The organism is Propionivibrio dicarboxylicus, assembly GCF_900099695.1.
GTDB lineage: Bacteria > Pseudomonadota > Gammaproteobacteria > Burkholderiales > Rhodocyclaceae > Propionivibrio > Propionivibrio dicarboxylicus.
On the sequence record NZ_FNCY01000002.1, the window covers coordinates 17,652 to 43,630 of the forward strand.

The following is a 25,979-nucleotide window of genomic DNA, read 5'->3' on the forward strand; positions in this document are numbered from 1 at the left end:
AGACACCACCGGATCGATGCATCAAAGCACGAAAGCCCCGCATGCGGGGCTTTCGTTCATTCCGGGGACCGCAGACTTCAGCGCGGCCAATGGCGAATTACGGCAGGATCAGCGTCGAGCCCTCGGTGGCGCGCGCTTCGGCGGCCCGGTGCGCCGCAACGATATCGGCGAGCGCAAAGCGTGCACCGATACTGGACTTGACCGAACCCGCGGCGATCGCCGCGAAAAGTTCGGCGGCATTCTCGCGGAACACGCGCGAATCGGCGTTATGCGGGAACACCGACGGGCGCGTCAGGAACAGGCAGCCCTTCTTGTTGAGCAGTTCCGGCTCGATCGCCGGCGCCGGCCCGGAAGCCGCGCCGTAGAGCACCACGAGTCCGAAGGGCGCGGCACACTCGAGCGACTTGAGAAAGGTATCCTTGCCGACCGAGTCGTAAACCACGTTCGCCTTGCGACCGCCGGTCGCCTCCAGCAGGGTCTTCGTCCAGTCCTCGCGCGAATAATCGATCGCCACGTCGGCCCCCGCTGCGCGGGCGGTCTCGCACTTGGCCGGGGAGCCCGCCGTGCCGATGACAAAGGCACCCAAGGCCTTGGCCCAGCGGCAGAGAATCTGTCCGACACCGCCCGCCGCCGCATGCACAAGCACCACTTCGCCGGCCTTGACGGCATGCGTCTTGCGCAGCAGATATTGGGCCGTCAATCCCTTGAAGATCAGCGACGCCGCCTGCTCGTCGGTAACGTCGTCGGGAATGCGCACCAGACGGTCGGCGGCGACGTTGCGGACATCGGTATAGGCACCAAGTCCGGCGTGCATGTACGCGACCCGGTCGCCCACGGCAAAATCGCTCACCTCGGCGCCCACCGCCTCGACCACGCCGGCCGCCTCATGCCCCAGGCCCGTCGGCAGCGGCAGCGGGTAAACTCCCTTGCGCTGATAAACGTCAATGAAGTTGAAGCCCATCGCGGTTTGCCGAATGCGGACCTGATTCGGCTGCGGATCCGGCAGTTCGACCTGCGTCAGTTGCAAGACTTCCGGACCGCCGAATTGTGTGATGATGACTTGGCGAGCTGTTGTTGTCACTTTCAATCTCCGTTATGCCAATCAAAAGATCAGTCTAGGGCGCGGCATGCAGGCTTGCCAGCCGCAATAAAACAAAAAGAATCACATCGCCGGCGCATGCACCACGACTGCCAGCTACGACCGCACGAAGGCGCGATAATTCAGTTTCCGTGCGCGATGCGTTCAAGGCCGACGATATCGGCCGCAAAAAACCGCCCGCCCGATTCACGGCGCACGATCAAGCGCTCGCGCTGGAACGCCGCGGCGATACGGCTGGCCGTTTCGATGGTCACTCCCAGCATCAAGCCGAGCTCTTCGCGCGAAAAATTGTAGATGCGCGTACTTTCGCCATCACGCAGGCGCAAGAGCAAACGCGCCATGCGCGTCCGCGCACTTGCGCCGGGACTGGCCAGATCGACCAGCCATTGCTCGGTCTCACGCAAGGCGGCTTGCATCCGTTGCATCAGATTCCATTGGAATCCGGGATGTTCGAAACAGAGTTGCCGAACCGCCGCCAGCGGCACGCGACAGGCATGCACATCGCCGAACAGCACGGCCGTATGGGAAAACCGCCCCGCCAACAAGGCTTCGAGCCCTGCCACGTCACCCGCCTTGAGCACCCGGACGATACGCTGCGAGCCATCCCATGCCGTCGCCAGCAATTTAACGGCCCCCGTACGCAACACCCAGACGTATTCCGCGTCGGACTGCGGCGTATAGAGCGTCATGCCCTCGGGCAGCGCTGTGTTATCCACATCGACATGCATGCCGGCCACCACGTCCGGGGCCAGTCCGGCAAAAAACGCATTCTCGCGACCATCGCAGGCAAGGCATTCGCCCTGCCCGCGCCAGGCCGTACAAATGCGCAGGGGCTCCATCTCAGGCGCGCCTCCAGGTCGTCCCCTGTGCCGTATCCTCGAGAACGATGCCCGCTGCCAGCAACGCGCCGCGAATGCGGTCGGCCTCGGCAAAATTCTTCGCCTTCTTGGCCGCCACACGTTCGGCGATCAACGCATCGATCTGTGCCGGTTCCATTCCGCCAGCATCGGCGCCTTCACCGGCCGGCGTGGCCTGCAGGAAAACCTGCGGATCGCGCTTCAGCAAACCCATGAGTCCGCCCAGGGCGCGCAACTGGCCCGCCAGCGCCGCCGACTTGCTGCGATTGACTTCGGTGGCCAGATCGAAGAGCACGGCACAGGCTTCCGGCGTATTGAAATCGTCATCCATCGCCGCCTTGAAACGGAGCGCGTGCGCCTCGTTCCAGTCAACGCTCACCTCGGCCGACTGGACGGCCTTGAGCGCCGTGTAAAGCCGCGCCAGCGCCTGCCGCGCATCGTCGAGATGCTTGTCCGAATAATTGAGCGGACTCCGGTAATGCGCGCGCAGGATGAAGAAACGGACGACTTCGGCGTCATACTTCTTGAGCACTTCGCGGATCGTGAAGAAATTGCCCAGGGACTTCGACATTTTCTCGTCATCGACGCGCACGAAGCCGTTATGCATCCAGTAGTTAACGAATTGGCATTGATGCGCACCTTCCGACTGGGCAATCTCGTTTTCGTGGTGCGGGAACTGCAGATCCTGTCCACCGCCGTGAATGTCGAAACGCTGCCCGAGCAGATGCGAACTCATCGCCGAGCACTCGATGTGCCAACCCGGACGCCCCTTGCCCCAGGGGGAATCCCAATGCGGCTCGCCTTCCTTGGCGTGTTTCCAGAGAACGAAATCGAGCGGGTCGTGCTTGGCTTGATCGACATCGACACGCTCGCCAGCGCGCAGATCGTCGAGCGACTTGCCGGAAAGCTTGCCGTAACCGGGAAACTTGCGCACGGCAAAATTGACGTCGCCGTCAGGCGCCTGATAGGCCAAGCCATTGGTTTCGAGCGAATCGATCAGCGACAGCATCTGCGGCACATATTCGGTCGCGCGCGGCTCGTGGTCCGGACGCTGGACGCCGAGCGCATCGGAATCCTCGTTCATGAAGGCAATGAAGCGATTGGTCAGTTGCCCGATTGTTTCGCCGTTCTCGTTCGCCCGCTTGATGATTTTGTCATCGATGTCGGTGATGTTGCGCACATAAGTCAGCTCGAAACCGCTCGCCCGCAGCCAGCGCTGGACCATGTCGAATACCACGAGGACGCGCGCATGACCGAGGTGACAATAGTCATAAACGGTCATCCCGCACACATACATGCGAACCTTTCCCGGCTCGATGGGAACAAAATCCTGCTTTTCCCTGGACAGGGTATTATAGATTTTCAGCATTTTTGGGCTCGATCAACGGCGCCCTCAGGGCGCTGGAAAGAAGAACGAAGCGACGTGAAGATTTTGGTTTCGCCGCGCTTCTTGATAGAATTCGTCGGTTAAATACCAACCTTCCGCGAAGTATACCATACCGATGTTTCTATTCTCCGAGACGCCTTCGCTGGCACGCCTTACCGCAGTTCTCGCCGGCCTCGTGCTGTGCTTCTCCGCCTCGTGCATCAACGCTCAGCAAAACACCCAGGCGGCCCCGGCCAACACCCAGGCGGTTGCTGAAATCCAGCGCCTGATGAAACAGGGACAACTCTCCCAGGCGCTCGAAAAGACAGAGCAGCTGATCGCTTCAAAGCCGCGCGACGCCCAGGGCCGCTTCCTCAAAGGTCTGATCCTGACCGAAAGCGGGCGTCAGCAGGATGCCATCGCAATTTTTACCCGACTGACCGAGGATTTCCCGGAACTCCCCGAGCCATACAACAACCTGGCCGTGCTCTACGCCCAGCAAAAGCAGTATGACAAGGCGCGCACCGCGCTCGAGATGGCGATCCGCACGCATCCGAGCTATGCCATCGCCCACGAGAACCTCGGCGACGTCTATGCCAAGCTCGCCAGCCAGGCCTATGACAAGGCACTGCAGCTCGATTCGTCGAACAAGTCGACGCAATCGAAGCTGTCGATGATCAAGGATCTGATCACGACCAAGCCCGGCGCCAAACCGACAACACCGACCGAGGCAGCCGTGCCCACCCCGACCAAGGTAGCCACGGCGGAACCGGCCAAACCGGCACCAGTGGTGACGCCACCGGCTGCCCCGGCAGCGAGCAAGCCGACCGAGAAACCGGCTGAAAAACCGGCCGAAGCCGCCGCCGACGCCAAGAAAGCCGAACCGAAGCCGAGTCCCGAACCCAAGCTTGAAAAAGCCCCGGTCGCAAGCGGCGTCGAAGCGGACATCACCAAGGCCCTGCAAAGCTGGGCCAGCGCCTGGTCGAACAAGGACGTCAAGGGCTACCTCAGCCATTACGCGGGTGACTTCCAGACCCCCAACGGCATGCCGCGCAAAGCCTGGGAAAGCGAGCGCGCCCAGCGCATCGACAAGCCGGGCAAGATCCAGGTCAGCGTCGACAACTTCAAGATCTCGATCGCCGGCGACAAGGCAACCGTCAAATTCCGCCAGCATTACACGTCGGCAACGCTGAAGACCTCGGCCGCCAAGACCATCGTGCTGGTGAAATCGGGTAGCCGCTGGCTGATCCAGCAGGAGCGTGTCGGCTGATGCGTCGTACCCTCATCGGCCTGCTGCTCGTCGCCTGCGGCATTGCCGGATCGCTGGTCGTCATCGGATCACCGAGCCGAAACACCCCAGTCGCGACGTTTTCGGACTCCGGGCCTGAACCGCAGCTCGCGCGCATCTTCGGCGAAATCGAGAACAACCGGCTCGACCAGGCGCTGACGCAAACCGAAGCCCTGCTCCAGCAATATCCGAAATTCCGTCTCGCGCACCTGATCAAGGGCGACCTGTTGCTGGCACGCAGCCGTCCAATCTCGACGCTCGGCAACGCCGGCGGCGCGCCCGAGGAAAAACTCAGCGACCTGCGCGAGGAAGCGATCGCCCGGCTCAAGGCCTACCGCGAACGCGGCGCCGTCGCCCACAACGTACCGCGCTACCTGCTGCAGTTGCAGCCCGACCAGAAATACGCCATCGTCATCGACACGCAAAAGGCGCGGCTGTACCTCTACCAGAACGACAACGGACGCCCGCGATTCGTCGCCGACTACTACGTCTCGCATGGCAAGCTCGGCGCCGGCAAGATGCTGGAAGGCGACAAGAAGACGCCGACCGGCGTCTATCACGTCACGTCCAGCCTGCCGGCACAGAAGCTCGGCGATCTCTATGGCGTCGGCGCCTACCCGCTCAACTATCCGAACGAGTGGGACAAGCGGCAGGGGCGCAAGGGACACGGCATCTGGCTGCACGGCACGCCGTCAGACACCTATTCGCGCCCGCCGAAAGCCTCGGACGGCTGCGTGGTGCTGACCAATACCGATCTCGATGCCGTCGCCAAGAACCTGCAGATCGGCCTGACCCCCGTGATCATCAGCAACTCGGTCGAATTCCTCTCGCTCGACGACTGGCAAAAGGAGCGGAGCTCGCTCAACAAGAAGATCGACGAGTGGCGCAACGACTGGGAAAGCCGCGACGTCGAACGCTTCCTCAAGCACTACTCGAAGAACTTCCAGACGCGCGACACGAATTTCGCCCAGTTCGCCGAGCAGAAGCGCAAGGTCGGTTCGGGCAAGGAGTGGATCAAGGTCAAGATTTCCAACACGTCGGTCTTCCGCAATCCCGGCAAGGAAGAACTCGTCGTCGTGACCTTCGAACAGGATTACCAAAGCAACAACCTCAGCAACCAGATGAAGAAACGTCAATACTGGATTCGCGAAGACGGCCAGTGGAAGATCGTTTATGAAGGAGCCGCCTGATGCATCGCACGATTCGTTTCCTGTCGGCCGCTTGTGGCCTGATCGCCGCCGTCGCCTTTGCCGCGCCGAGCGTCGAAATGCAGACGAGCGCCGGCAAGATCGTCCTTGAACTCGACGCCGCCAAGGCTCCCAAGAGCGTCGATAATTTTCTGCAATACGTCCGCAGCGGTCAGTATGACGGTACCGTATTTCACCGCGTCATCGACGGCTTCATGATCCAGGGCGGCGGCTTCAACAAGGACATGGGCGAAAAGCAGACCCGCGCACCAATCCAGAACGAGGCCACAAACGGACTCAAGAACCAGCGCGGCACGATCGCCATGGCGCGTACCGGCGACCCGCACTCGGCGACGGCGCAGTTCTTCATCAATCTCAACGACAACGGCTTCCTCAACCACACAGCCCCCTCGGGCAACGGCTGGGGCTATGCCGTCTTCGGCAAGGTCACGCAAGGCATGGAGGTCGTCGACCGGATCGCCAAGGTCGCCACAGGCAACCGCGGATTCCACCAGAACGTGCCGATCGAGCCTGTCGTCATTCAAACCGTCAAAGTTCTCTCCGACAAATAGCAAGGAAACTTTATGATCAAGCTGCACACCAATTTCGGCGTCATCGCACTCGAACTCGACGCCGAAAAGGCCCCCGAAACGACGAAGAACTTCATCGCCTACGTCGAGGCCGGCCACTATGACAACACCATCTTCCACCGCGTCATTGCCAAGTTCATGATTCAGGGCGGCGGTTTCGAACCGGGCATGAAGCAGAAGCCGACACTGGCAGCGATCAAGAACGAAGCCAACAACGGCCTCAAGAACGACCGTTACACGATCGCCATGGCGCGCACCAACGACCCGCATTCGGCGACGGCCCAGTTCTTCATCAACGTCAAGAACAACGACTTCCTCAACCACACGGCGCCGACTTCGAACGGCTGGGGCTACTGCGTTTTCGGCAAGGTCGTCGAAGGCACCGAGATCGTCGACAAGATCGAGGGCGTCGCCACGGGCAATGCCGGCTTCCATCAGGACGTCCCGAAAGAAGACGTGATCATCGAACGTGCCGAGGTCTGCTGACCGCTACTCCAAGAGAGTCCCGTGATCCACTTCATATCGGACCTTCATCTTTCCTCAGATACGCCGGGCATCGCCCGGCGTTTTCTTCATTACCTCGAACACGACGCGCGGAGCGCCGAGCAGCTGTTCATCCTCGGCGACCTGTTTGAAGCCTGGCCGGGCGATGACTGCCTCGACGAACCGGAAGATCATCTCGAGCGCGATATCGCTGCCGCCTTGCGCCGAACCGGCGATGCCGGCGTCAAGATCTCCGTCATGCACGGCAATCGCGATTTCATGCTTGGCGAGGACTTCGCCAGGCGCTGCGGCGCCCGGCTACTGCCCGACCCCTTCCTGCTTCCGATCGACGGAGGAGCGATAGTGCTTTCGCATGGCGATGCCTTATGCACCGACGATATCGAATACCAGGCGTTCCGCGCCAAGGTGCGCCATCCCGCCTTCCGCGCCGCAGTCCTGTCGCGGCCGCTGAGCGAGCGCAAAGCAACAGCGGCCGCCCTCCGGCAGCAGAGCGAACAGGCCAAGCAGGAAAAGAACGCACAGGGCCGCTATTCGAGCGACCTCAATCGTGAGGCGACCGACGCCTTCCTGCGCGAGCACGGATGCATCGTTTTCATCCACGGCCACACCCACCAGCCGGCAACGCACACGCATCAGATCGAGGCACGCACGGTCGAGCGCTGGGTGCTCGCCGACTGGACCGAAATCCGCGGAGAATACCTTGCCTTCGACGGCCGGGATTTTCGCCGTTGCCCCATTCAACTCCCCCTTTAATCATCCAGCGAGAGCGAGCACAGATCATGACTGATACCTCCGCCGTTCCGACCCTTCTCCTTGACGCCGAAATCGAACGCAATGTCGCGGCCGCGCTGGCCGAAGACGTCGGCGGCGGCGACCTCACCGCGCAACTCGTTCCGGCCGGCACCATCGCCCATGCCACAGTCATCGCCAGGGAAAACGCGGTACTCTGCGGCACGGCCTGGTTTGAGCGCTGCTTCCGCACTCTTGACACAAGCATTCAGGTGCGCTGGAAGGCAAGCGATGGCGACCGGGTCGTTCCCAACCAGTTGATTTGCGAAATCGATGGACCGGCGCGCGCGCTGCTGACGGGCGAGCGCACCGGGCTCAATTTCCTCCAGATGCTGTCGGGCGTCGCCACCAAGGCCCGGCAATACGCCGACCTTGTCGCCGGCACATCAGCCGAAATCGTCGATACGCGCAAGACCTTGCCGGGGCTGCGCCTGGCGCAGAAATTCGCGGTCAAGTGCGGTGGCGGCGGCAACCACCGCCTCGGTCTCTATGACGCCATCCTGATCAAGGAAAACCACATTCATGCGGCCGGCAGCATTGCGGCAGCCGTCGCCGAAGCCCAACGCATCGCTGCGGCCAATGGCGACCGTTGCAAGTTCATTCAGGTCGAAGTGGAAAATCTCGACGAACTCGAACAGGCCCTCGTCGCGGGCGCCAAGATGATCCTGCTCGACAACATGAACAACGAGCAGATGCGCCAGGCGGTGGCGCAGACGAACGGCCGCGCGATCCTGGAAGCTTCAGGCAACGTCAGCCTCGACACGGTGCGCGGCATTGCCGAAACCGGTGTTAACCGCATCTCGATCGGCAGCCTGACGAAAGACGTGCGCGCGCTCGATCTGTCGATGCGCTTTCAATAGAACCAAAAGCCTATTTCGGCGGGGCTCGCGGGCCGCGTTGTCGATAGGGGCGGAGGGATGCAAGGCGCGAGGCGCAGCGCATGGTTGTTCCATGCGCAAGCGGAGCAACGCCGCAGACACCGTCCCTATCGGCAAACTGAAGGGCCGCCGGCGCGGCCCACGATCCCTATCGAAATAGGCTCTAAGGAATATCGGCCGGCGCAAGGATCGCCGGCCGTAGCAACGCTCAGTTGCAGTGGCGCTCGATGTAGCGCTTCACCGCATCGACATCGACGTCCATGACCTCGACGCGTTGCGGCAGATTCTCGATGCCGACCATCGACGCCGGCCGTGCTGGCGTCATGCCCAGCGCTTCGACGATCGTTTCTTCGAACTTGGCCGGCAAGGCCGTCTCGAGCGCCAAAGTGGAAATCCCCGGCAGACGATGTTCGGCGGCAACCTTGAGACCGTCGGCCGTATGCGTATCGACCATGATCCCGTATTGCTCATGAATGCGCCGGATCGTCGCCAGGCGATCGGCATGGCAACTCTTGCCGGAGGCAAAACCAAACGTCGGCAGCCTGGCGAAATGCGGCGTCCCGGTCAGATCGAAACTGCCGCCGGCATCGACGCTCGCCCACAAGGCACGGACAACGTTGGGATCGCGCCCGACGAGATCGAAGACGAAACGCTCGAAGTTCGATGCCTTTGAAATATCCATCGACGGACTCGATGTCACCATCGTTTCCGCCGTGCCGCGCGGACGATAGATACCGGTACGGAAAAACTCGTCGAGCACGTCGTTTTCATTGGTCGCCAGCACCAGGCGGGCAATCGGCACCCCCATCATGCGGGCGATGTGTCCGGCGCAGATGTTGCCGAAATTGCCCGACGGCACCGACAGGACGATCTGCTCGTCATTGGAGCGGGTCCCCGCCAGATAAGCCCGCACGTAATAGACGGTCTGCGCCAGCACACGCGCCCAGTTGATCGAATTGACCGCGCCGATCTTGTAGCGCGACTTGAATTCGTGGTCGTTCGACACCGCCTTGACGATGTCCTGCGCGTCATCGAACATGCCGCGCACGGCGATGTTGAAGATATTGGCATCCTGCAGCGAGAACATCTGCGCCCGCTGGAAAGCGCTCATCCGGTTGTGCGGAGAAAGCATGAAGACGCGGATGCCGCGCTTGCCGCGCATGGCATACTCGGCCGCGGAACCGGTATCGCCCGAGGTCGCGCCGAGGATATTGATGGTCTCGCCCCGCTTTTCCAGCACATACTCGAACAAATTGCCAAGCAGCTGCATCGCCATGTCCTTGAAGGCCAGCGTCGGACCGTTGGACAGCTCAAGTAGCCCAAGCCCCGGCTCCAGCCAGCGCACCGGCGTGATCTCGGCAGCCAGCTCGGGATTGCGGCCATTGCAATACACCGACGCCGTGTAAGTCTTGTCGATCAGCGCCTTGAGATCGTCGGCGGGAATATCGTCGACGAATTTCGAAATCACGGCGAATGCCAGTTCGGCATACGACAGACCCCGCCAGGCATCGAGTTCGGCGCGCGTAATCTGCGGATATGATTCCGGCAGATACAAGCCGCCATCCGGCGCCAATCCGCCCAGCAGAATATCGGTGAAAGTTTTACGGGCGGGCGTCGACGAATCGTCGCGAGTCGAGATATAACGCATGGTGATCGAGGGTCGGCTTGGTTTTCTGAACAAGCAAGTCTACCATGCCCGCCCGGCAAGCCGCTATTTGGCGGCTACTTCGGCCACAACTTGCGAACCGCCCGAGGAAGATCGCCGCTCAGGCGGCAACGACGCAACGCTTTCCCTGCCGTTTGGCGACGTACATCGCCCGGTCCGCGCGTTGGATCACGTCGTCGAGATCTTCAGCACCACAGTACATCGCCACGCCGGCGCTGAAACTCATGCCCTGCGTCGTGCCGGGAATGTTCGACGACGAGAACTCCTGCAAGAATCGACGGACGACACCAAGCGCTGCATCGATCGCCGTATCCGGCAACATGACGACGAATTCCTCTCCGCCGAAACGTGCGACAACGTCCGATGGCCGCAAGGAACGCCGGAGACGGCTGACGAGGTATTTCAGCGCACGATCGCCGACCGCATGACCGAATGAGTCGTTTAGCCGTTTGAAATCGTCGAGATCGATCTGCACCAGACAAAACCGTGTCCCAAAGCGTGCAACCCGTGCCATTTCGCGCTCGCACACCTGCTCGAACCCGCGTCGATTCAGCGCACCGGTGAGCGGATCGACGAGAGCCGCTTCGCGAGCCTCTGCCAACGCCTTTTCCAACTCGGCAATCCGCATTTCCGCCGCCAACAACTCGAGCATGCCCGCATCGCGAACGACATTTTCCGGCAAGCCCGCAAGAATGCGCGGCGCACTTTGGGGAAACTGCGCAACCGCCGGCGGCAAATACGACGACGTCAAGCGCACCGGACGACGGTGCAGACGGCGCGAGGCCAATCGATTTGACAAGACGATTTGCGGCGTACTGCGATTCATGCTTCTCACTCCGTGGTCGGCGCTTCGGGTATGGCACCCGAACTCTTGTCAACGGAGCAAAAAAGAGAAACTTGAATCGATTTTCAGGAAGGAATTACAAGAACTTGTTTTTATTATTTTCTTACCCACTCACCCTTACTGCCGATCCGCCACCATCCAGCCGGAGACTTCGCCTGCCAGGCCTTGCCGAAAGTCGTACGCACGAAGGACAACCAGGACGAAAGAGAATCATCGCCATGCCCGACGGCAATGCACATACCATAGTAGAACACGTCCCGATCGTCATTTTCGTCGCGTACAAGCTGAAACAATTCCGGCGAAACGCGCTCCACCTCACGAACGGCAAGCTTGCCGTCGTCCGTCAGGCCAATCTCGCCACGCTCGAGATGTTGTTGCAACTGCGGGAAACGCGCCTGCATGCGCGCCAGCGGCTCGGCAATATTGATCGCCCCCTGCCGTCCCTGATAGGGCAAGGGCCAGACATCCTCACCGAACATCTGGCCAACCAGGCGTTCCGCCTGGATCTCCGTCCCGGCGGCGGCGTAGGTCAGCAGGCGGTTCGGCGTACTCTCGCACGCCGCCAAGGACAATACCGCGACGATACCAGCCACGCGAATCAGCGTTCTCATATCCCAATGTCCTTTCACCGCCGCGCCGAACAGGCTTTCAACGCTCGATTAGAGCAGCGACTCCATGCGCAAGCGGATCGTCTTGCCGGTAACGACGGACAAGGCATTGATGCTGGCGATCGCCGCATCGATGTTCTTTTCCTTCGTCTGATGGGTCAGCATGATGATATCGGCCTGATCCTCGCCCTCTGCCGGTTCCCGCTGGAACATCGCGTCGATCGAAATCTGGTGATCGGCGAGGATGCGAGTGATGTCGGCCAGCACACCCGGCTTGTCTTCGACGCGCAAGCGCAGGTAATAGCTGGTGACGACTTCAGCCAGGGGCAGAATCGGCAGATCGACCACGGCATCCGGTTGGAATGCCAGGTGCGGAACCCGGTTTTCCGGATCGGAGGTATGCATGCGCGTGACATCGACGAGATCGGCAATGACCGCCGAGGCCGTCGGCTCGGCACCGGCACCCTTGCCGTAATAGAGCGTCGCGCCCACCGCATCGCCCTTGGCGAGCACGGCATTCATCGCGCCCTCGACATTGGCGATCAAGCGTTTCGACGGAATCAGCGTCGGATGGACGCGCAACTCCACCCCTTCCGGCATCCGTTTGGTGATCCCGAGCAGTTTGATCCGGTAGCCCAGTTGTTCGGCATACTTGATGTCGACCGCTTCAAGCTTGGTAATGCCCTCGACCGAGGCCTGATCAAAGCTGACCCGATTGCCGAAGGCGATGGCGCTCATGATCGACAGCTTGTGTGCCGCATCGATGCCCTCGACGTCGAAGGTCGGATCGGCCTCGGCATAACCGAGTCGCTGCGCTTCCTTGAGCACGACGTCGAACGGCAGGCCCTTTTCACGCATCTCGGTCAGGATGAAGTTGGTCGTCCCGTTGATGATGCCGGCGATCCATTCGATGCGGTTGGCCGTCAGCCCTTCGCGCAAGGCCTTGATGATCGGAATGCCGCCAGCGACGGCAGCTTCGAACGCGACCATCACGCCCTTTTTCTGGGCCGCGTCGAAAATCTCGTTGCCATGCTTGGCGAGCAGCGCCTTGTTCGCGGTGACCACATGCTTGCCGTTTTCGATGGCCTTGAGCACGAGTTCGCGGGCAATGCCGTAGCCGCCAATCAATTCAATGACGATATCGACGTCGGGATCCGTCACCACCGAAAAGGCATCGTCGGTCAGACGGCATGCCCCGCCCGTCACCTTTCGCGCCAACTCGAGATTCTTGTCGGCAACCACCGTAATCTCGATCGGCCGACCGGCCCGCCGGGTAATTTCCTCGCTATTGCGCTTGAGAACGGAAAAGGTGCCGCCACCGACGGTACCAATGCCCAACAGACCGACGTTCATTGCCTTCATTTCAAAGCCTTCCTAAAACAAAATGCGGGAATATGCATTCCCTCGCGAAAATAAAATCGATGGGCGCCCGCCCGTTGCACGCCGGAATCCAGCGCCAAGGCATCGCACCCCAAAGACACCGCCTTCTGTTCCAACCACCCGAGCAAACATTTGCCGACGCCTTGTGAGCGATGCAAATCGTCGCTGACGAGGTCGTCGACATACAGTCGCCGTCCCTCGCTGGTGTTTTCGATCACCCGCCAGATCGCCACAGCGAGTAATGCCTCGCCATCGACGACCACCGCCATGCGCCCGCCATTGGCGAAAATCATCGCCATCCGAGCGCAATAATCTGCCGGAAGACACGGCCGCAACTGGCGATGTACCGCCTCCGCCTTTGCCAGCCATCCGGTCGACAGGACCGCGCCCGCATCATCGGTCACGGCCAATGCCTGCATCGTTACACCCCCGCCCCGTGCCGCTTGCGATAGTTCTCCAGGAAGCGGGCGATGCGCGCGATCGCCTCGCGCAGGTCATCCTCATAGGGCAGGAAAACCAGGCGGAAGTGATCGGGCTGCGGCCAGTTGAAGCCAGTACCCTGCACCAGAAGAACACGCTCCTGCTGCAAAAGTTCCTTGATGAACAATTGATCGTCGGCGATCGGATAGATCTTGGGATCAAGGCGCGGGAACATGTACAGCGTCGCTTTCGGCTTGACGCAGGAAACGCCGGGAATCGACGTGATCAAATCATGCGCAACCTCACGCTGACGATACAGACGCCCGCCCGGCATCACCAGGTCATTGATGCTCTGATAGCCGCCGAGCGCCGTCTGGATGCCGTACTGTCCCGGCACGTTGGCGCACAAGCGCATCGAGGCGAGCATGTCGAGCCCTTCGATATAGTCGCGCGCCGAACGCTTGTCGCCGGAAACCACCATCCAGCCGGCACGATAGCCGCACGACCGGTAATTTTTCGACAAACCATTGAAGCTGATCGTCAGCACATCTTCCGAAAGCGAGGCGAGCGCCGTGTGCTGCACGCCGTCGTACAGCACTTTGTCATAAACCTCATCGGCATAGATAATGAGCCCGAACTCGCGCGCGACGGCAACGATCTCGCGCAGCAGGTCGTCCGGGTACACCGCCCCGGTCGGATTATTCGGATTGATGACGACGATGGCGCGCGTATTCGGCGTGATCTTCGCGCGGATATCGTCGATATCCGGCAACCAGCCATTGCTCTCGTCGCAAAGGTAGTGACGCGGCGTGCCGCCCGACAGGCTCACTGCGGCGGTCCACAGCGGATAGTCTGGCGCCGGCACCAAGACTTCGTCGCCGGCGTTGAGCAACGCGTTCATCGACATGACGATCAATTCGGAAACACCGTTGCCGATGTAGATATCCTCGAGCGTCACGCCCTTGATCTGCTTCTGCTGCGTGTAGTGCATCACGGCCTTGCGCGCCGCGAAAATCCCCTTCGAATCCGAATAGCCTGCCGCGTTCGGCAGATTGCGGATCATGTCGAGCTGTATCTCTTCCGGCGAGTCGAAGCCAAAGGCTCCCAGATTGCCGATGTTGAGCTTGATGATCTTGTGGCCTTCGTCCTCCATTCGTTTGGCTTCCTGGAGCACGGGTCCGCGAATGTCATAACAGACATTGGCCAGCTTGTGCGATTTCAATACCGGTTTCATACACATTCCCTTCGCAGCGCGCGCGCCGGGCACGCCGCCGTTTCAAGCCCGCCATGCCCCGGAGATGCAATCCCGGAAGACGGGCGTCGATAAGATCCGCCGAAAAGTTATAATCCTACTTCTAATGACCGCATGCCGCAATTTATGACGCTCCCGCCCGACGGCAACAGCCCGCCCTACACGTTCACGGCATATGGGGATGCCCACGTTTGCGTTAACACGATCCGTCACGACAATAATATCATTGTCATGAAGGACCGCCTGATTCCGGCGTGGACACAGAACAAATTCGCATCGTTGACGATCGAGGACATGGAGATCGTGGCCCCGCTTGATGCTGAGATCATTCTCTTCGGCACTGGCCGGCAGATTCGTTTCCCGAGACCCGAACTGATGCGGCCGCTCGTGCATGCGCGCAAAGTGCTGGACGTCATGGACATCCATGCTGCCTGTCGTACCTACAACCTGCTGAGCAGCGAGGGCCGCAGCGTTGCGGCCGTGCTGCTCTTCGACTGAACTGCCAGAGCCTCATCCCAAAATCACGCAATGAAACGCATCGCACTGAAAATCGACGTCGACACCCTGGCCGGAACGCGCATCGGCGCCCCGGCGCTCGCCCAATTGCTCGATCGCCAGCAAGTCAAGGGCACCTTCTTTTTCTCCCTCGGTCCGGATCGCGCCGGCTGCCAGAAATCGGGCGAATCGCTCAAGCGCTTCTATCCACTCGCCACGCGACTGCGCGGGCGCCTGTTGCCATCAGCCGACATCAGCCGGCGGACGCTCGACATTCTGCGACGGATTCATTCCGAAGGCCATGAGGTCGCCCTGCACGCCCACGACCGCGTCGCCTGGGAAGCAGGCATCGACAAAGCGACCACGGCATGGATCGACGCCGAGATGTCTCGCGCCGAAAAGCGCTTCACCGAAATATTCGCAGAAAAGCCCGCCGCCTTCGCCGCTCCCGGCTGGAAAAGCCAACGTCATGCGCTGCGCCTGACCCAGCGCCTTGGATACAGCTACGCCAGCGACACCCGCGGCAGCCACCCGTTCATTCCCGTCATCGACGGCGAAATCGTCGCTTGCCCGCAGCTCCCGACGACTTTACCCACGGTCGACGAAGTACTGGCGCTCGACCCGGCGCTAACCACTGCCGGCGCCTACGAACGCATCCTGAAACTGTCGCTGGCCATCCCGGGCGATCACGTATTCACGCTGCGCGCCGAAATCGAAGGCATGCGTTTTCTCACCGAATTCGAAAAGCAGATCGCCGACTGGAAAGAAGCCGGCACCGCGCTCGTGCCACTGCGCGAACTCCGAGCCGACTCGGCCGTTGCGCTACTGCCGCGGCACGTCGTCGAATGGGCCGAAATTCCCGGTCGCCGCGGCTTGCGCATGACTCAAGGCCCGGCCTACCCGCTCGGCGAATGACAACAAAAAGGGCGGCCGCAGCCGCCCTCGCAGGAGAATTACTTCTCCGACTCAGTCGCGATCGCCGCTGAAAGCCATGAGCAGATTGAGCAGGCTGACGAAGACGTTGTAGATGTCGAGATACACCGCCAACGTCGCCGTGATGTAGTTATCCTCGCCACCATTCACGATCCGGCTGATGTCGAACAGGATGTAGGCGGAGAAGATCATCACGACCAGCGCCGAGATCGTCAGCGACAGGGCCGGAATCATGAAGAAGATATTCGCCAGCGACGCCAGCAGAACAACGATCATGCCGATGAAAAGGAACTTGCCCATGAAGCTGAAGTCCTTCTTCGTCACCGTCGCAACCCCGGCCAGGGCAAAGAAGATCGCCCCGGTACCGCCTGCCGCCGTCGCGATCAGGCTGCCGCCGTTGGAGAAGCCCAGCGCCACCTGCAGGATGCGCGACAACATCAGGCCCATGAAGAAGGTGAAGCCGAGCAGCAAAACGACCCCGGTCGCGCTGTTCTTGGTCCGCTCGATGCCCCACATGAAGGCAAAGGCGATGCCGAGGAACACGAAGAAGGAGATCAGCGGACTGCCGGCGAAGAACGAGAAGCGCATCTGCACGCCGATCAACGCCCCCAGAACCGTTGGCACCATCGACAGCGCAAGGAGCAGATAGGTATTACGCAGCACTCGGTTCTGCTGCAGCGTATCGACCTGAGTGCCTTGTTGTGTCAAATGATAGGGCTGTTGCATCGATTCATCCTCCGTGGAAAAAACGTTGTGGAACTAGGACTCTACCAGACTATCAATAGTTTCAAAACATCGGGTAACCGCGTGTAACGTGGTATGATGCGCGCCTCGCCCAAACAGGGCGCGCACGGACCGCATCGGAAGCGTGGCAGAGCGGTTAAATGCACCGGTCTTGAAAACCGGCAGGGGTTTACGCCCCTCGTGAGTTCGAATCTCACCGCTTCCGCCAACAATCATTAAGAATCAAACGCTTAGGTGATTTTTTCGTTTCAACCATCAAACCAAGCATCAAACAAGTCGAGCTTTGCACGTTGATTGCTTGCTTGATGAGTGACGCTGTGACCCACGCCCGGCCATCGGTGACGCTTATAGGTCAACCCGATCACCATAAACCTGACGACACACCGTCGACGCGATCCACTTGCGCGTATCAAAACGCACGTGCTTGTTTTGCACCCAAGCGGACCAACTCGCAGGATCACGCCCCTCGGGGATGGGTTCGTCGGCCAACGCGATCAACTCCTCGGCTAGAAACGCGGCACGGTCTTGCACCGCAAGGTCGTAAGCATCGCGAAGTGCGGGGTCGGATCGGGTGTGGATTTTTGCAAGAGCATATTCGACTCCTGTTCTTTTCCTTTAGCCAGGCTTCGACGTTGATGCCGAACACGCTTTTCTGTCTTTGCTGAAATCCTTTCAGCACATCATCTGCCTGGCAACAAACAATCCCCTCCCTGTTGCCCGCTTGTCGAGGGCAAGCGCACTCGCCCGCAACATCGCCAACCAACGCTAAGGTCATGTTCTAGCCGCCCGAGTATGAGAGAATGTCGCATTGCGCTACCAGGCCTGGTACAAAAAACCGGTACAGACGACGAAGCACAAAATTACCAAGAAATTGTTTATTAAGATTTTTCAGAACGGTGTCGAATCTCGCCGTTTCGACAAAAACACCATCGCATACCCCTGCCACAACGCCTTGTGATACGCACGCATGAGCACCTCCGTCCCTCGCCTGGAACTGCTGAACATTACTAAGCGCTATCCGACGATCGTCGCCAACGCAGACGTCAGCCTGTCGGTCATGCCCGGTGAAATCCACGCCATCCTTGGCGAGAACGGCGCCGGCAAGAGCACCTTGATGAAGATCATCTACGGCGCCGTCAAGGCCGACGCCGGCACGATCCGGATGAACGGCGAGGACATCGCCATCACCAATCCGGCGCAGGCCCGACGCCTCGGCATCGGCATGGTCTTCCAGCACTTTTCGCTGTTCGAGACGCTGACAGTCGCCGAGAACATCGCGCTGGTACTCGACGAACCTTTCGACCTGGCAGCGCTGTCGCAGCGCGTCAAACAGATCTCCGAACGCTATGGACTGCCGCTCGATCCGGATCGACGCGTGCACAGCCTGTCGGTCGGCGAACGCCAACGCGTCGAAATCGTCCGCTGCCTGCTGCAAAACCCGACGCTGCTGATTCTCGACGAACCGACCTCGGTGCTGACGCCGCAAGCCGTCGAAAAGCTTTTCGACACGCTGCGCCAGCTGGCCGCCGAAGGCGTCTCCATCCTCTACATCAGCCACAAGCTGCACGAGATCCAGGCGCTCTGCGATCGCGCCACGATCCTGCGCAACGGTCGTGTCACCGGCACCGCCAATCCGCGGGAGGAATCACCGGCCAGCCTGGCGCGCATGATGATCGGACGCGAACTGCCAGTCTGCGAAGCGCCGCCTTATCTCGGCGAACGCCGCCCGATGCTGACGGTGCAACATCTGAACCTGACGTCTGCGGGACCGTTCGGCACCTCGCTGCATGAGGTCTCACTGACTGTGCACAGCGGCGAGATCCTCGGCATTGCAGGCATCTCCGGCAACGGACAATCCGAACTGATGGCCGCGCTTTCCGGCGAACACCCGGTCCACAAGGACGCGGTTCGCCTCGACAGCAAGCCGATCGGCCATCTCAACGCCGGCACCCGCCGCGCCAAGGGCCTCGTCTACGTCCCCGAAGAACGCCTCGGCCGCGGCACCGTGCCGCCGCTGAGCCTGAGTCGCAACGCCCTGCTCACCGCGCACCGCCACGGCATGAAACACTGGGGGCTCGTCCGTTACGGCAAGGCGCGCGACTATGCCGAGGAATGCGTCGCGCGCTTCGACGTCCGCGGCGGCGGCGCCGGCACCAATGCCCGCGCGCTCTCGGGCGGTAACCTGCAAAAATTCATCGTCGGCCGGGAGATCATGCTCAAACCCAAGGTCATGATCGTCGCCCAGCCCACCTGGGGCGTCGATGTCGGCGCCGCCGCGGTCCTTCGCCAGGCACTGCTCGACCTCTCGCGTACCGGCGTCGCGATCCTCGTCGTTTCGGAAGAGCTCGAAGAGCTTTTCGAAATCTGCGACAGCATTGCCGTCCTCGCCCAGGGACGGCTCTCGCCGGCCCAACCGAAGACGAGCCTCAACGCCGAATCGGTCGGCCTGCAAATGGCCGGACTTTTTCCCAAAACACCTCTGACCGTGCACGCCGAATTCGATCATGCATCTGCTTGAACCCCGTCCTTATCCCTCGCGCGTCATGCGCTGGACGGCGCCGCTGATCGCCGTCGCCGCCACGCTGATCGTCGGTTCGATGCTTTTCCTTGCGCTTGGCAAGGATCCGCTCGAATCCTTCCATGTCTTCTTCGTCCAGCCGCTGGAAAGCAGCTACGGCTGGAGCGAACTGCTGATCAAGGCCTGTCCGCTGATCCTTATTGCCCAAGGCCTCGCACTCGGCTTCAAGGCTCGCATCTACAACATCGGCGCCGAAGGTCAGCTGATCGTCGGCGCACTGGCCGGCGGCGGTGTCGCGATCGCCATGGAAGGCAGCGACGCAAGCTGGATCGTCCCGGCGATGGTCGTCGCCGGCGCCATCGGCGGCGCGCTCTGGGGCGCTATCCCGGCGCTGCTCAAGACGCGCTTCAACGCCGAGGAAACGCTGACGACGTTGATGCTCTCCTATGTCGCCAACCATCTGCTTTCCTACATGGTCAACGGCCCCTGGCGCGACCCGGAAGGCATGAATTTCCCGCAATCGATCATGTTCAGCGACAGCGCGCTGTTCCGCATTCTGCTCGAAGGATCGCGCGTCAACACCTCGGTTTTCATCACCCTGTTCGCCATCGTCGCCTTCTGGATCTTCAACGCGCGTAGCTTCCTGCATTTTCAGATCGAAGTCGGCGGCCACGCGCCGGCCGCGTCACTGTATGCAGGCTTTTCGTCAAAACGCGCCGTCTGGCTGACGCTCGTCCTCTCCGGCATGACCGCCGGCATCGCCGGCGTCGGCGAGATCGCCGGCCCGGTCGGGCAACTCAACCTGAATATTTCACCGGGCTACGGCTTCGCCGCCATCATCGTCGCCTATCTCGGCCGCCTCCATGCACTTGGCATTGTCCTCGCCGGTTTCCTGATGGCGCTCATCTATCTTGGTGGCGAGGCCGCCCAGGTCGCGCTGCAACTGCCGGCGGCGATCACCGGCATCTTCCAGGGCATGCTGCTGTTCTTCCTGCTCGGTTCCGACGTTTTCATCGACAACCGCCTGCGTCGCCGGCTCGCCTGATTTCCTTTCACTGGCCATGATCGAACATCTCATCCCCATTCTCGCCGGCACCTTCGGCGCCGCCGTTCCGCTGATCTTCGCGGGGCTCGGCGAACTCGTCACCGAACGCACGGGCGTCATCAACCTCGGCGTCGAAGGCATGATGCTGATCGGCGCCATCGCCGGTTTCGCCGCTGCCGCGGAGACCGGTTCCGGCGCCGCCGTCGGCATCCCCGCCGGCGCGCTCGCCGGTGCCGGCATCGCGCTGGTCTTCGGCTTCTTCGCGCTGTCGCTGGCCGCCAACCAGGCCGCCTGCGGGCTGGCACTGACGATTTTCGGTATCGGCCTCTCGGCCTTCATCGGCCAGCACTACATCAGCTACAGCCTGCCCGGGCTCAAGCCGATCATCATCCCCTTGCTCTCGGACATCCCGGTGCTCGGCCCGATCGTTTTCAAGCAGGATGCCGTCGTCTACCTGTCGCTGCTGGCGTTTGCCGCGATCGCCTGGACGCTCGCCAAAACCCGCCTCGGCCTGCTGCTCAAGGCGATCGGCGAATCGCCCGAAGCCGCCCATGCGATCGGCTATCCGGTCATCAGCATCCGCTTCGGCGCCGTTGCTTTCGGCGGCGCCATGGCGGGGATCGCCGGCGCGTATCTCTCCACAGTCTATACGCCGCTGTGGGTGCAGAACATGAGTGCCGGACGCGGCTGGATCGCTGTCGCGCTGGTGGTTTTCGCGTCCTGGAAACCGGCACGACTGATGCTCGGCGCCTACCTGTTCGGCGCCGTCACGATCCTGCAATTCCATGCCCAGGGACTAGGCATCATCGTTCCGGTGCAATTCCTCGCGTCGCTTCCTTATGTCGCAACGATCATCGTGCTGGTAATCATCTCGCGCGATCGCCGCGTTCTCCAGAACAACCTGCCAGCCTCGCTCGGCAAACCTTTCCTGCCCTGACCGCCCAACGCCCATGACCACGCTCCTGCTCAACCATGCCGATGTTCTTGTCACCATGGATGCCGAACGTCATGAAATCCGTGACGGTGGCGTATTCATCCGCGATGGCGTGATCGAGGCCGTCGGACCGAGCGACAGCCTGCCAGCCTACGCCGACGAAGTCGTTTCCCTCGCCGGCTGCGTTGCCATGCCCGGGCTCGTCAACACGCACCACCACATGTATCAGAGCCTGACGCGGGCGATTCCCGGCGCGCAGGACGCGGAACTCTTCGCCTGGTTGCGCCGCCTCTATCCGATCTGGGCCGGCATCACCCCGGAAATGATCCGGGTATCGACGCAAACCGCGATGGCCGAACTGATCCTGTCGGGATGCACGACCAGCAGCGATCACCTCTATCTCTATCCGAACGGCGCCCGACTCGACGACTCGATCGAAGCTGCCGCCGAAATCGGCATGCGTTTCCACGCCGCGCGCGGCAGCATGAGCGTCGGCGAGAGTGCCGGCGGTTTGCCGCCCGACCGGCTCGTCGAGGACGAGGCGGCGATTCTCAAGGACACGCAACGCCTGATCGAAACCTGGCACAACCCCGCCCGCCATGCCATGCAGCGCATCGTCGTGGCGCCCTGCTCGCCCTTCTCGGTCAGCCGCGACCTCATGCGCGAAGCGGCGAATCTGGCCCGCTCCTTCGGCGTTTCGCTGCACACGCATCTTGCCGAAAACGACAACGACATCGCCTACAGCCGCGAAAAATTCGCCATGACACCGGCGCAATATGCCGAGTCGCTGGGCTGGGTCGGCCCCGACGTCTGGCATGCGCACTGCGTCAAGCTCGATGCCGAAGGGATCGCCCTCTTCGCCCGCACCGGCACCGGCGTCGCCCACTGCCCGTGTTCGAACATGCGACTGGCCTCGGGCATCGCGCCGATTCCGGCGATGCGTGCTGCCGGCGTACCGGTCGGCATCGCCGTCGACGGCAGCGCCTCGAACGATTCCGGCCACCTGTTGGCCGAGACCCGGCAGGCCATGCTGCTTGCCCGCGTCGGTTTCGGCCCGGCGGCGATGAGTGCGCGACAGGCGCTCGAAATCGCGACATTGGGTGGCGCCAAGGTGCTCGGCCGTGACGACATCGGCGCGCTGGCGCCGGGCATGAGCGCCGACATCGTCGCCTTCGGCCTCGACAGTCTCGACCTGACCGGCGCAGCCGTACACGACCCCGTCGCCGCCCTGCTCTTCTGCACGCCGCCAAGCGTAAGGCACTCGATCATCAACGGCCGGCGCATCGTCAGCGACGGCACCCTGGTGCCGATCGACCTGCCGGTGCTGATCGAACGGCACAACCGCTTGGCCGTCGAACTTCTCAACGCCAGATAAAAGAAAACCGGTCGCATGACCGGTTTTCCCCTTGCTGCCCGGCATCCGCCGGGTGAGTTCGCACGTCTACTTGTTCTTCTTGAGCGGCGGCACGAATTTGTAGTCGATATCCCAGGGGAAATATATCCACTTGTCCTGGTTGAATTCCTTGACACAGAGATCGACGATCTCGCGGCCCATCGGTTTGGCATAGAGCGTGGCGAAATACGCCTTGGGCAGCAATTTGCGGATGACGCGTGCGGTGTTGCCGGTATCGACGAGGTCGTCGATCAGCAAATAGCCCTCGCCGTCGTGCTCGATACCTTTGAGGATCTTTACGTCCGAGCGCTTGATTTGCGCGCCTTCGCTGTCTTCCGCGCTTTCCTCGTAACTCGACGCGCAGATCGTGTCGATCAGGCGGATCTCCAGTTCGCGCGCCACCAGCGCCGCCGGAATCAGGCCGCCACGGGCGATGGCGATGATGCCCTTGAATGGGCCCTTGTCCATCAACGCATGGCACAAGACTCGGGTGTCGCGATGCAGTTCCGGCCAGGAAATGACGATATCGTCCCGATACGGGCTGACGAACGAAGCTTCCATGAAGATCCTCAGAGGCAGAGATGAAAGGTGCGAATTATATGCCGGTCCACGCCGGAAGGGAGCGTTGAGATGCTGTAAACGCAAGACGCGGCCCTGAAGGCCGCGTCGCTTCGAAACGACTTACTTCGGAATGCTGCCTTCGACGCCTTCGACGTAGAAATTCATCTTCTTCAACTCTGCGTCGGAATAGACCTTGCCAGCCGCCAGGAATTCCTTGCCCGACTGATCCTTGAGCGGCCCGGTGAACGGATGCAGTTTGCCGGCCTTGATGCCATCGCGGCGCTCTTCAGCCACCTTCTTCACGTCAGCGGGAACGGCTGTGCCGAAGTTGTCGATATTGACCGCGCCATCCTTGACGCCCCACCACAGGTCGCCGGTCTTCCACGTTCCGGCCTGGACTTCTGCCGCCGTTTTCTTGTAGATCACGCCCCAGTTGAGGATCGATGCGGCCAGATGCGCCTTGCCACCGAACTTGGTCATGTCCGAATCCCAGCCGAAGGCCATGACGCCTTTTTCCTGGGCGGTCTGGACAACTGCCGGCGAATCGGTGTTCTGCATCAGCACGTCGCAGCCCTGCGAAATCAGCGCCAATGCCGCTTCACGCTCCTTGCCCGGATCGAACCATGCGTTCACCCAGATGACGCGGGTCGTCACCGCCGGATTGACGCTGCGCGCGCCGAGCGTGAAGGCGTTGATGTTGCGGATGACTTCAGGAATCGGAATCGACGCGACGATGCCGAGCTTGTTGCCCTTGCTCATCTTGCCGGCGACGACGCCGAGCATGTACGAGCCTTCATAGGTGCGGACGTCATAGACGCCGAGGTTCGGTGCCGTCTTGTAGCCGGTGGCGTGCATGAAGACGGTATTGGGGAAGGCCTTGGCGACCTTGACCATCTGGTTCATGTAACCGAAGGACGTGCCGAACACGACCTTGTGGCCCTTCTGAGCAAGATCGCGGAAGACGCGTTCGGCATCGGCCGTCTCCGGCACGTTCTCGACGAAGGTGGTCTTGACCTTGCCGGCCGACTCGGTTTCGAGCATCTTCCGGCCGACGTCGTGCGAATACGTCCAGCCATGATCGCCGGTCGGGCCGATATAGACGAAGCCCGCCTTCAAGGGCTCGGCGGCATGAGCCAGGGTAAAGCAGGAAACGGCGGCAAACGCCGTCATCAGCGTTTTTAGACGAGATAGCGCCATGCTGGAAACTCCTTGTATGCGGAAAACAGAGGGGGAAAAACCAAAACCGCATTGTCCGGAAGTTTGATGCGCTTGTACACCTCGGTTTACTTCATTCGCCGCGTACGGGAAAAGATCGGGTCATCGGGCGCAAAGAGCGCCGAACACAGCCTCGCCGGCAGCCAGCAGACGCTCGTCTTCACCGTGGCGCGCCACCAGTTGCACACCCAGAGGCAGGCCGCGCGGACCGACGCCGAACGGCAGGTGCAGACAGGGTACGCCGAGCAGGGTCCACAACCGGCCGCAGAGCGGATCGCCGGTTGCTGCGAGACCCTCGGGCGCCTCACCAAGCGCCGACAGGGTCATCAGCACGTCGGCATCACCGAGGAAGGTGTCAAACTGCGCGCGGCAACGCTGGGCGAGTTGCTGGTCGGCGACATAGCGATCGGGTGTCACCGACTCCGCCGACGCGATCAACTGCCGGAGCGGCGTGCTCAGCTGTGTCGCATGGCAGGCCACCTCATGGCTCAAGGCTTCCGCGGCTTCGACCGCCATGATCTCGGTCTGGGCGGCATACAAGCCCTCGAACACGCCGGGAAGGTCGTGCTCGACAACGGTCGCGCCCTTTTGTGCCAAGCGTGCGGCGGCCGCCTCGAGCGTCGCCAACGCCGCCGGTTCGGCCCGCTCGGCCGCCGGAGTGCGGCACAGGACGATGCGCGGCAATCCCGCCGCGGCCGGAATGCGCCCGGCACGCCCCGACAAGACACCGGCAAACAGCGCGGCATCGGCAACATCGCGGGCGAACACACCGATCGTATCGAGCGATTCCGACAAGGGTTTCACCCCGGCCCGGCAGATCCGCCCGAAACTCGGCTTGAAACCGACGACACCGCAATAGGCGGCGGGCCGGATCACCGACGCGGCCGTCTGCGTTCCATAGGCAAGCGGCACCATGCCATCGGCCACTGCCGCCGCCGAACCGCTCGACGACCCGCCCGGCGTCGCGCGGGGATCATGCGGATTCGCCGTTTTCCCGGGGCAGTACGTGGCAAATTCCGTCGTCACCGTCTTGCCGAGCACCAACGCCCCCGCCGCACGCGCACGCGCGACACAGGCGGCATCCCAGGCCGGACGATGGCCTGCATAGATCGACGAACCATAGGCGGTCGGATACTGGACCGTGTCGATCAGATCCTTGACGCCCAGAGGCACGCCGGCCAAGGCCCCCCTAACACCGGCGGCATCGAGCCGACGCGCCTCGGCAAGCGCGTCGTCGACGTTGAGCCAAGTCCAGGCGCCCACCGTCGGCTCGCGCTCGGCAATGCGCTCAAGACACGCACGTACCACGGCCTCGACCGTCGTCGTCCGCTGGGCGATGCGCTCGACAATCTGCCGGGCGCTCATTGGCATGAACGTCGTCATTGCCTTGTCTCCGTATTCGTCTCGCTCAGA

Annotated in this window: 26 protein-coding genes and 1 tRNA gene; 13 read left to right on the forward strand and 14 right to left on the reverse strand. The window is 61.6% G+C overall.

Going from position 1 to position 25,979, the window contains the following annotated elements; all coding sequences use genetic code 11:
* Positions 1-97: 97 nt before the first annotated feature.
* The 3 genes from BLR25_RS03685 to cysS form a co-directional block, all read right to left on the reverse strand.
* On the reverse strand, positions 98-1,081 hold the full coding sequence (locus BLR25_RS03685; protein ID WP_091934686.1) for a quinone oxidoreductase family protein: 984 nt from the start codon (positions 1,079-1,081) through the stop codon (positions 98-100).
* 140 nt (positions 1,082-1,221) lie between these two features.
* Positions 1,222-1,938: a Crp/Fnr family transcriptional regulator gene (locus tag BLR25_RS03690; RefSeq protein ID WP_091933788.1), complete on the reverse strand. Its 717-nt coding sequence runs from the start codon at positions 1,936-1,938 to the stop codon at positions 1,222-1,224.
* A 1-nt stretch (position 1,939) separates the two neighbouring features.
* On the reverse strand, positions 1,940-3,325 hold the full coding sequence (gene cysS, locus BLR25_RS03695) for a cysteine--tRNA ligase (protein ID WP_091933791.1): 1,386 nt from the start codon (positions 3,323-3,325) through the stop codon (positions 1,940-1,942).
* 133 nt (positions 3,326-3,458) lie between these two features.
* Between cysS and BLR25_RS03700 the strand changes: the two genes are divergently transcribed.
* From BLR25_RS03700 to nadC, 6 genes are read left to right on the forward strand one after another with little or no spacing between them, the layout of a single operon-like run.
* Positions 3,459-4,592, forward strand: a complete 1,134-nt coding sequence (locus BLR25_RS03700) for a nuclear transport factor 2 family protein (RefSeq protein WP_091933794.1) — start codon at positions 3,459-3,461, stop codon at positions 4,590-4,592.
* Positions 4,592-5,800 (forward strand): L,D-transpeptidase family protein, encoded by a 1,209-nt coding sequence (locus tag BLR25_RS03705; RefSeq protein ID WP_091933797.1) that lies wholly within the window; start codon positions 4,592-4,594, stop codon positions 5,798-5,800. The genes BLR25_RS03700 and BLR25_RS03705 overlap by 1 nt, the downstream gene beginning before the upstream one ends.
* On the forward strand, positions 5,800-6,369 hold the full coding sequence (locus tag BLR25_RS03710) for a peptidylprolyl isomerase (protein ID WP_091933800.1): 570 nt from the start codon (positions 5,800-5,802) through the stop codon (positions 6,367-6,369). The genes BLR25_RS03705 and BLR25_RS03710 overlap by 1 nt, the downstream gene beginning before the upstream one ends.
* A 12-nt stretch (positions 6,370-6,381) precedes the next feature.
* Positions 6,382-6,873 carry a peptidylprolyl isomerase gene (locus tag BLR25_RS03715; protein ID WP_091933803.1) on the forward strand — a complete coding sequence of 164 codons (492 nt, stop codon included), beginning with the start codon at positions 6,382-6,384 and terminating at the stop codon, positions 6,871-6,873.
* A gap of 21 nt (positions 6,874-6,894) precedes the next feature.
* Positions 6,895-7,644, forward strand: a complete 750-nt coding sequence (locus BLR25_RS03720) for a UDP-2,3-diacylglucosamine diphosphatase (RefSeq protein WP_091933807.1) — start codon at positions 6,895-6,897, stop codon at positions 7,642-7,644.
* 26 nt (positions 7,645-7,670) lie between these two features.
* Complete coding sequence (gene nadC / locus BLR25_RS03725; RefSeq protein ID WP_091933810.1) at positions 7,671-8,540, forward strand: carboxylating nicotinate-nucleotide diphosphorylase; 870 nt, start codon at positions 7,671-7,673, stop codon at positions 8,538-8,540.
* Between the two features lie 226 nt (positions 8,541-8,766).
* Here nadC and thrC read toward each other — a convergent pair whose 3' ends face one another.
* The 6 genes from thrC to BLR25_RS03755 form a co-directional block, all read right to left on the reverse strand.
* On the reverse strand, positions 8,767-10,206 hold the full coding sequence (gene thrC / locus BLR25_RS03730; protein WP_091933813.1) for a threonine synthase: 1,440 nt from the start codon (positions 10,204-10,206) through the stop codon (positions 8,767-8,769).
* A 118-nt stretch (positions 10,207-10,324) separates the two neighbouring features.
* Positions 10,325-11,050, reverse strand: coding sequence for a GGDEF domain-containing protein (locus BLR25_RS03735; RefSeq protein WP_091933816.1), 726 nt, complete (start codon positions 11,048-11,050; stop codon positions 10,325-10,327).
* 113 nt (positions 11,051-11,163) lie between these two features.
* Positions 11,164-11,679 carry a DUF1318 domain-containing protein gene (locus tag BLR25_RS03740; RefSeq protein ID WP_091933820.1) on the reverse strand — a complete coding sequence of 172 codons (516 nt, stop codon included), beginning with the start codon at positions 11,677-11,679 and terminating at the stop codon, positions 11,164-11,166.
* Positions 11,680-11,727: 48 nt separating this feature from the next.
* A complete protein-coding gene (locus tag BLR25_RS03745) occupies positions 11,728-13,038 on the reverse strand; it encodes a homoserine dehydrogenase (RefSeq protein ID WP_091933823.1) in 1,311 nt (436 codons plus the stop codon).
* Positions 13,035-13,475 carry a GNAT family N-acetyltransferase gene (locus BLR25_RS03750; protein WP_091933827.1) on the reverse strand — a complete coding sequence of 147 codons (441 nt, stop codon included), beginning with the start codon at positions 13,473-13,475 and terminating at the stop codon, positions 13,035-13,037. The genes BLR25_RS03745 and BLR25_RS03750 overlap by 4 nt, the downstream gene beginning before the upstream one ends.
* Positions 13,476-13,477: 2 nt before the next feature.
* Positions 13,478-14,710 (reverse strand): pyridoxal phosphate-dependent aminotransferase, encoded by a 1,233-nt coding sequence (locus tag BLR25_RS03755; RefSeq protein ID WP_091933831.1) that lies wholly within the window; start codon positions 14,708-14,710, stop codon positions 13,478-13,480.
* Positions 14,711-14,854: 144 nt separating this feature from the next.
* Between BLR25_RS03755 and BLR25_RS03760 the strand changes: the two genes are divergently transcribed.
* Together BLR25_RS03760 and BLR25_RS03765 are read left to right on the forward strand one after the other, a co-directional pair.
* Entirely contained in the window at positions 14,855-15,226 is a 372-nt protein-coding gene (locus tag BLR25_RS03760) for an Mth938-like domain-containing protein (RefSeq protein ID WP_091934689.1), read from the forward strand.
* Positions 15,227-15,256: 30 nt separating this feature from the next.
* Positions 15,257-16,138, forward strand: a complete 882-nt coding sequence (locus BLR25_RS03765) for a polysaccharide deacetylase family protein (RefSeq protein WP_091933834.1) — start codon at positions 15,257-15,259, stop codon at positions 16,136-16,138.
* Between the two features lie 51 nt (positions 16,139-16,189).
* Here BLR25_RS03765 and BLR25_RS03770 read toward each other — a convergent pair whose 3' ends face one another.
* Positions 16,190-16,882: a Bax inhibitor-1/YccA family protein gene (locus tag BLR25_RS03770; RefSeq protein ID WP_091933837.1), complete on the reverse strand. Its 693-nt coding sequence runs from the start codon at positions 16,880-16,882 to the stop codon at positions 16,190-16,192.
* Between the two features lie 136 nt (positions 16,883-17,018).
* Here BLR25_RS03770 and BLR25_RS03775 point away from each other — a divergent pair.
* Positions 17,019-17,108, forward strand: a tRNA-Ser gene (locus BLR25_RS03775).
* Positions 17,109-17,245: 137 nt separating this feature from the next.
* Here the strand turns inward: BLR25_RS03775 and BLR25_RS21900 are convergent.
* The gene (locus BLR25_RS21900) at positions 17,246-17,479 is read right to left on the reverse strand and encodes a terminase small subunit-like protein (protein WP_425438676.1); all 234 of its coding nucleotides are present in this window, start codon (positions 17,477-17,479) and stop codon (positions 17,246-17,248) included.
* Between the two features lie 388 nt (positions 17,480-17,867).
* Here BLR25_RS21900 and BLR25_RS03785 point away from each other — a divergent pair, with 388 nt between their 5' ends.
* The 4 genes from BLR25_RS03785 to BLR25_RS03800 are packed head-to-tail and all read left to right on the forward strand — an operon-like array spanning position 17,868 to position 22,772.
* Complete coding sequence (locus BLR25_RS03785) at positions 17,868-19,418, forward strand: ABC transporter ATP-binding protein (protein WP_091933844.1); 1,551 nt, start codon at positions 17,868-17,870, stop codon at positions 19,416-19,418.
* Complete coding sequence (locus BLR25_RS03790; RefSeq protein WP_091933848.1) at positions 19,405-20,463, forward strand: ABC transporter permease; 1,059 nt, start codon at positions 19,405-19,407, stop codon at positions 20,461-20,463. Before BLR25_RS03785 ends, BLR25_RS03790 begins: the two co-directional genes overlap by 14 nt.
* 16 nt (positions 20,464-20,479) lie before the next feature.
* Positions 20,480-21,400, forward strand: coding sequence for an ABC transporter permease (locus BLR25_RS03795; RefSeq protein ID WP_091933851.1), 921 nt, complete (start codon positions 20,480-20,482; stop codon positions 21,398-21,400).
* A 13-nt stretch (positions 21,401-21,413) separates the two neighbouring features.
* Positions 21,414-22,772, forward strand: coding sequence for an 8-oxoguanine deaminase (locus BLR25_RS03800; RefSeq protein WP_091933855.1), 1,359 nt, complete (start codon positions 21,414-21,416; stop codon positions 22,770-22,772).
* Positions 22,773-22,838: 66 nt separating this feature from the next.
* Here BLR25_RS03800 and gpt read toward each other — a convergent pair whose 3' ends face one another.
* The 3 genes from gpt to BLR25_RS03815 all read right to left on the reverse strand — a co-directional run bounded on the left by gpt (position 22,839) and on the right by BLR25_RS03815 (position 25,949).
* A complete protein-coding gene (gene gpt / locus BLR25_RS03805; RefSeq protein ID WP_091933860.1) occupies positions 22,839-23,351 on the reverse strand; it encodes a xanthine phosphoribosyltransferase in 513 nt (170 codons plus the stop codon).
* Positions 23,352-23,471: 120 nt separating this feature from the next.
* Entirely contained in the window at positions 23,472-24,548 is a 1,077-nt protein-coding gene (locus BLR25_RS03810) for a BMP family ABC transporter substrate-binding protein (RefSeq protein ID WP_091933863.1), read from the reverse strand.
* 120 nt (positions 24,549-24,668) lie between these two features.
* Complete coding sequence (locus BLR25_RS03815; protein ID WP_091933866.1) at positions 24,669-25,949, reverse strand: amidase; 1,281 nt, start codon at positions 25,947-25,949, stop codon at positions 24,669-24,671.
* Positions 25,950-25,979: the final 30 nt, after the last annotated feature.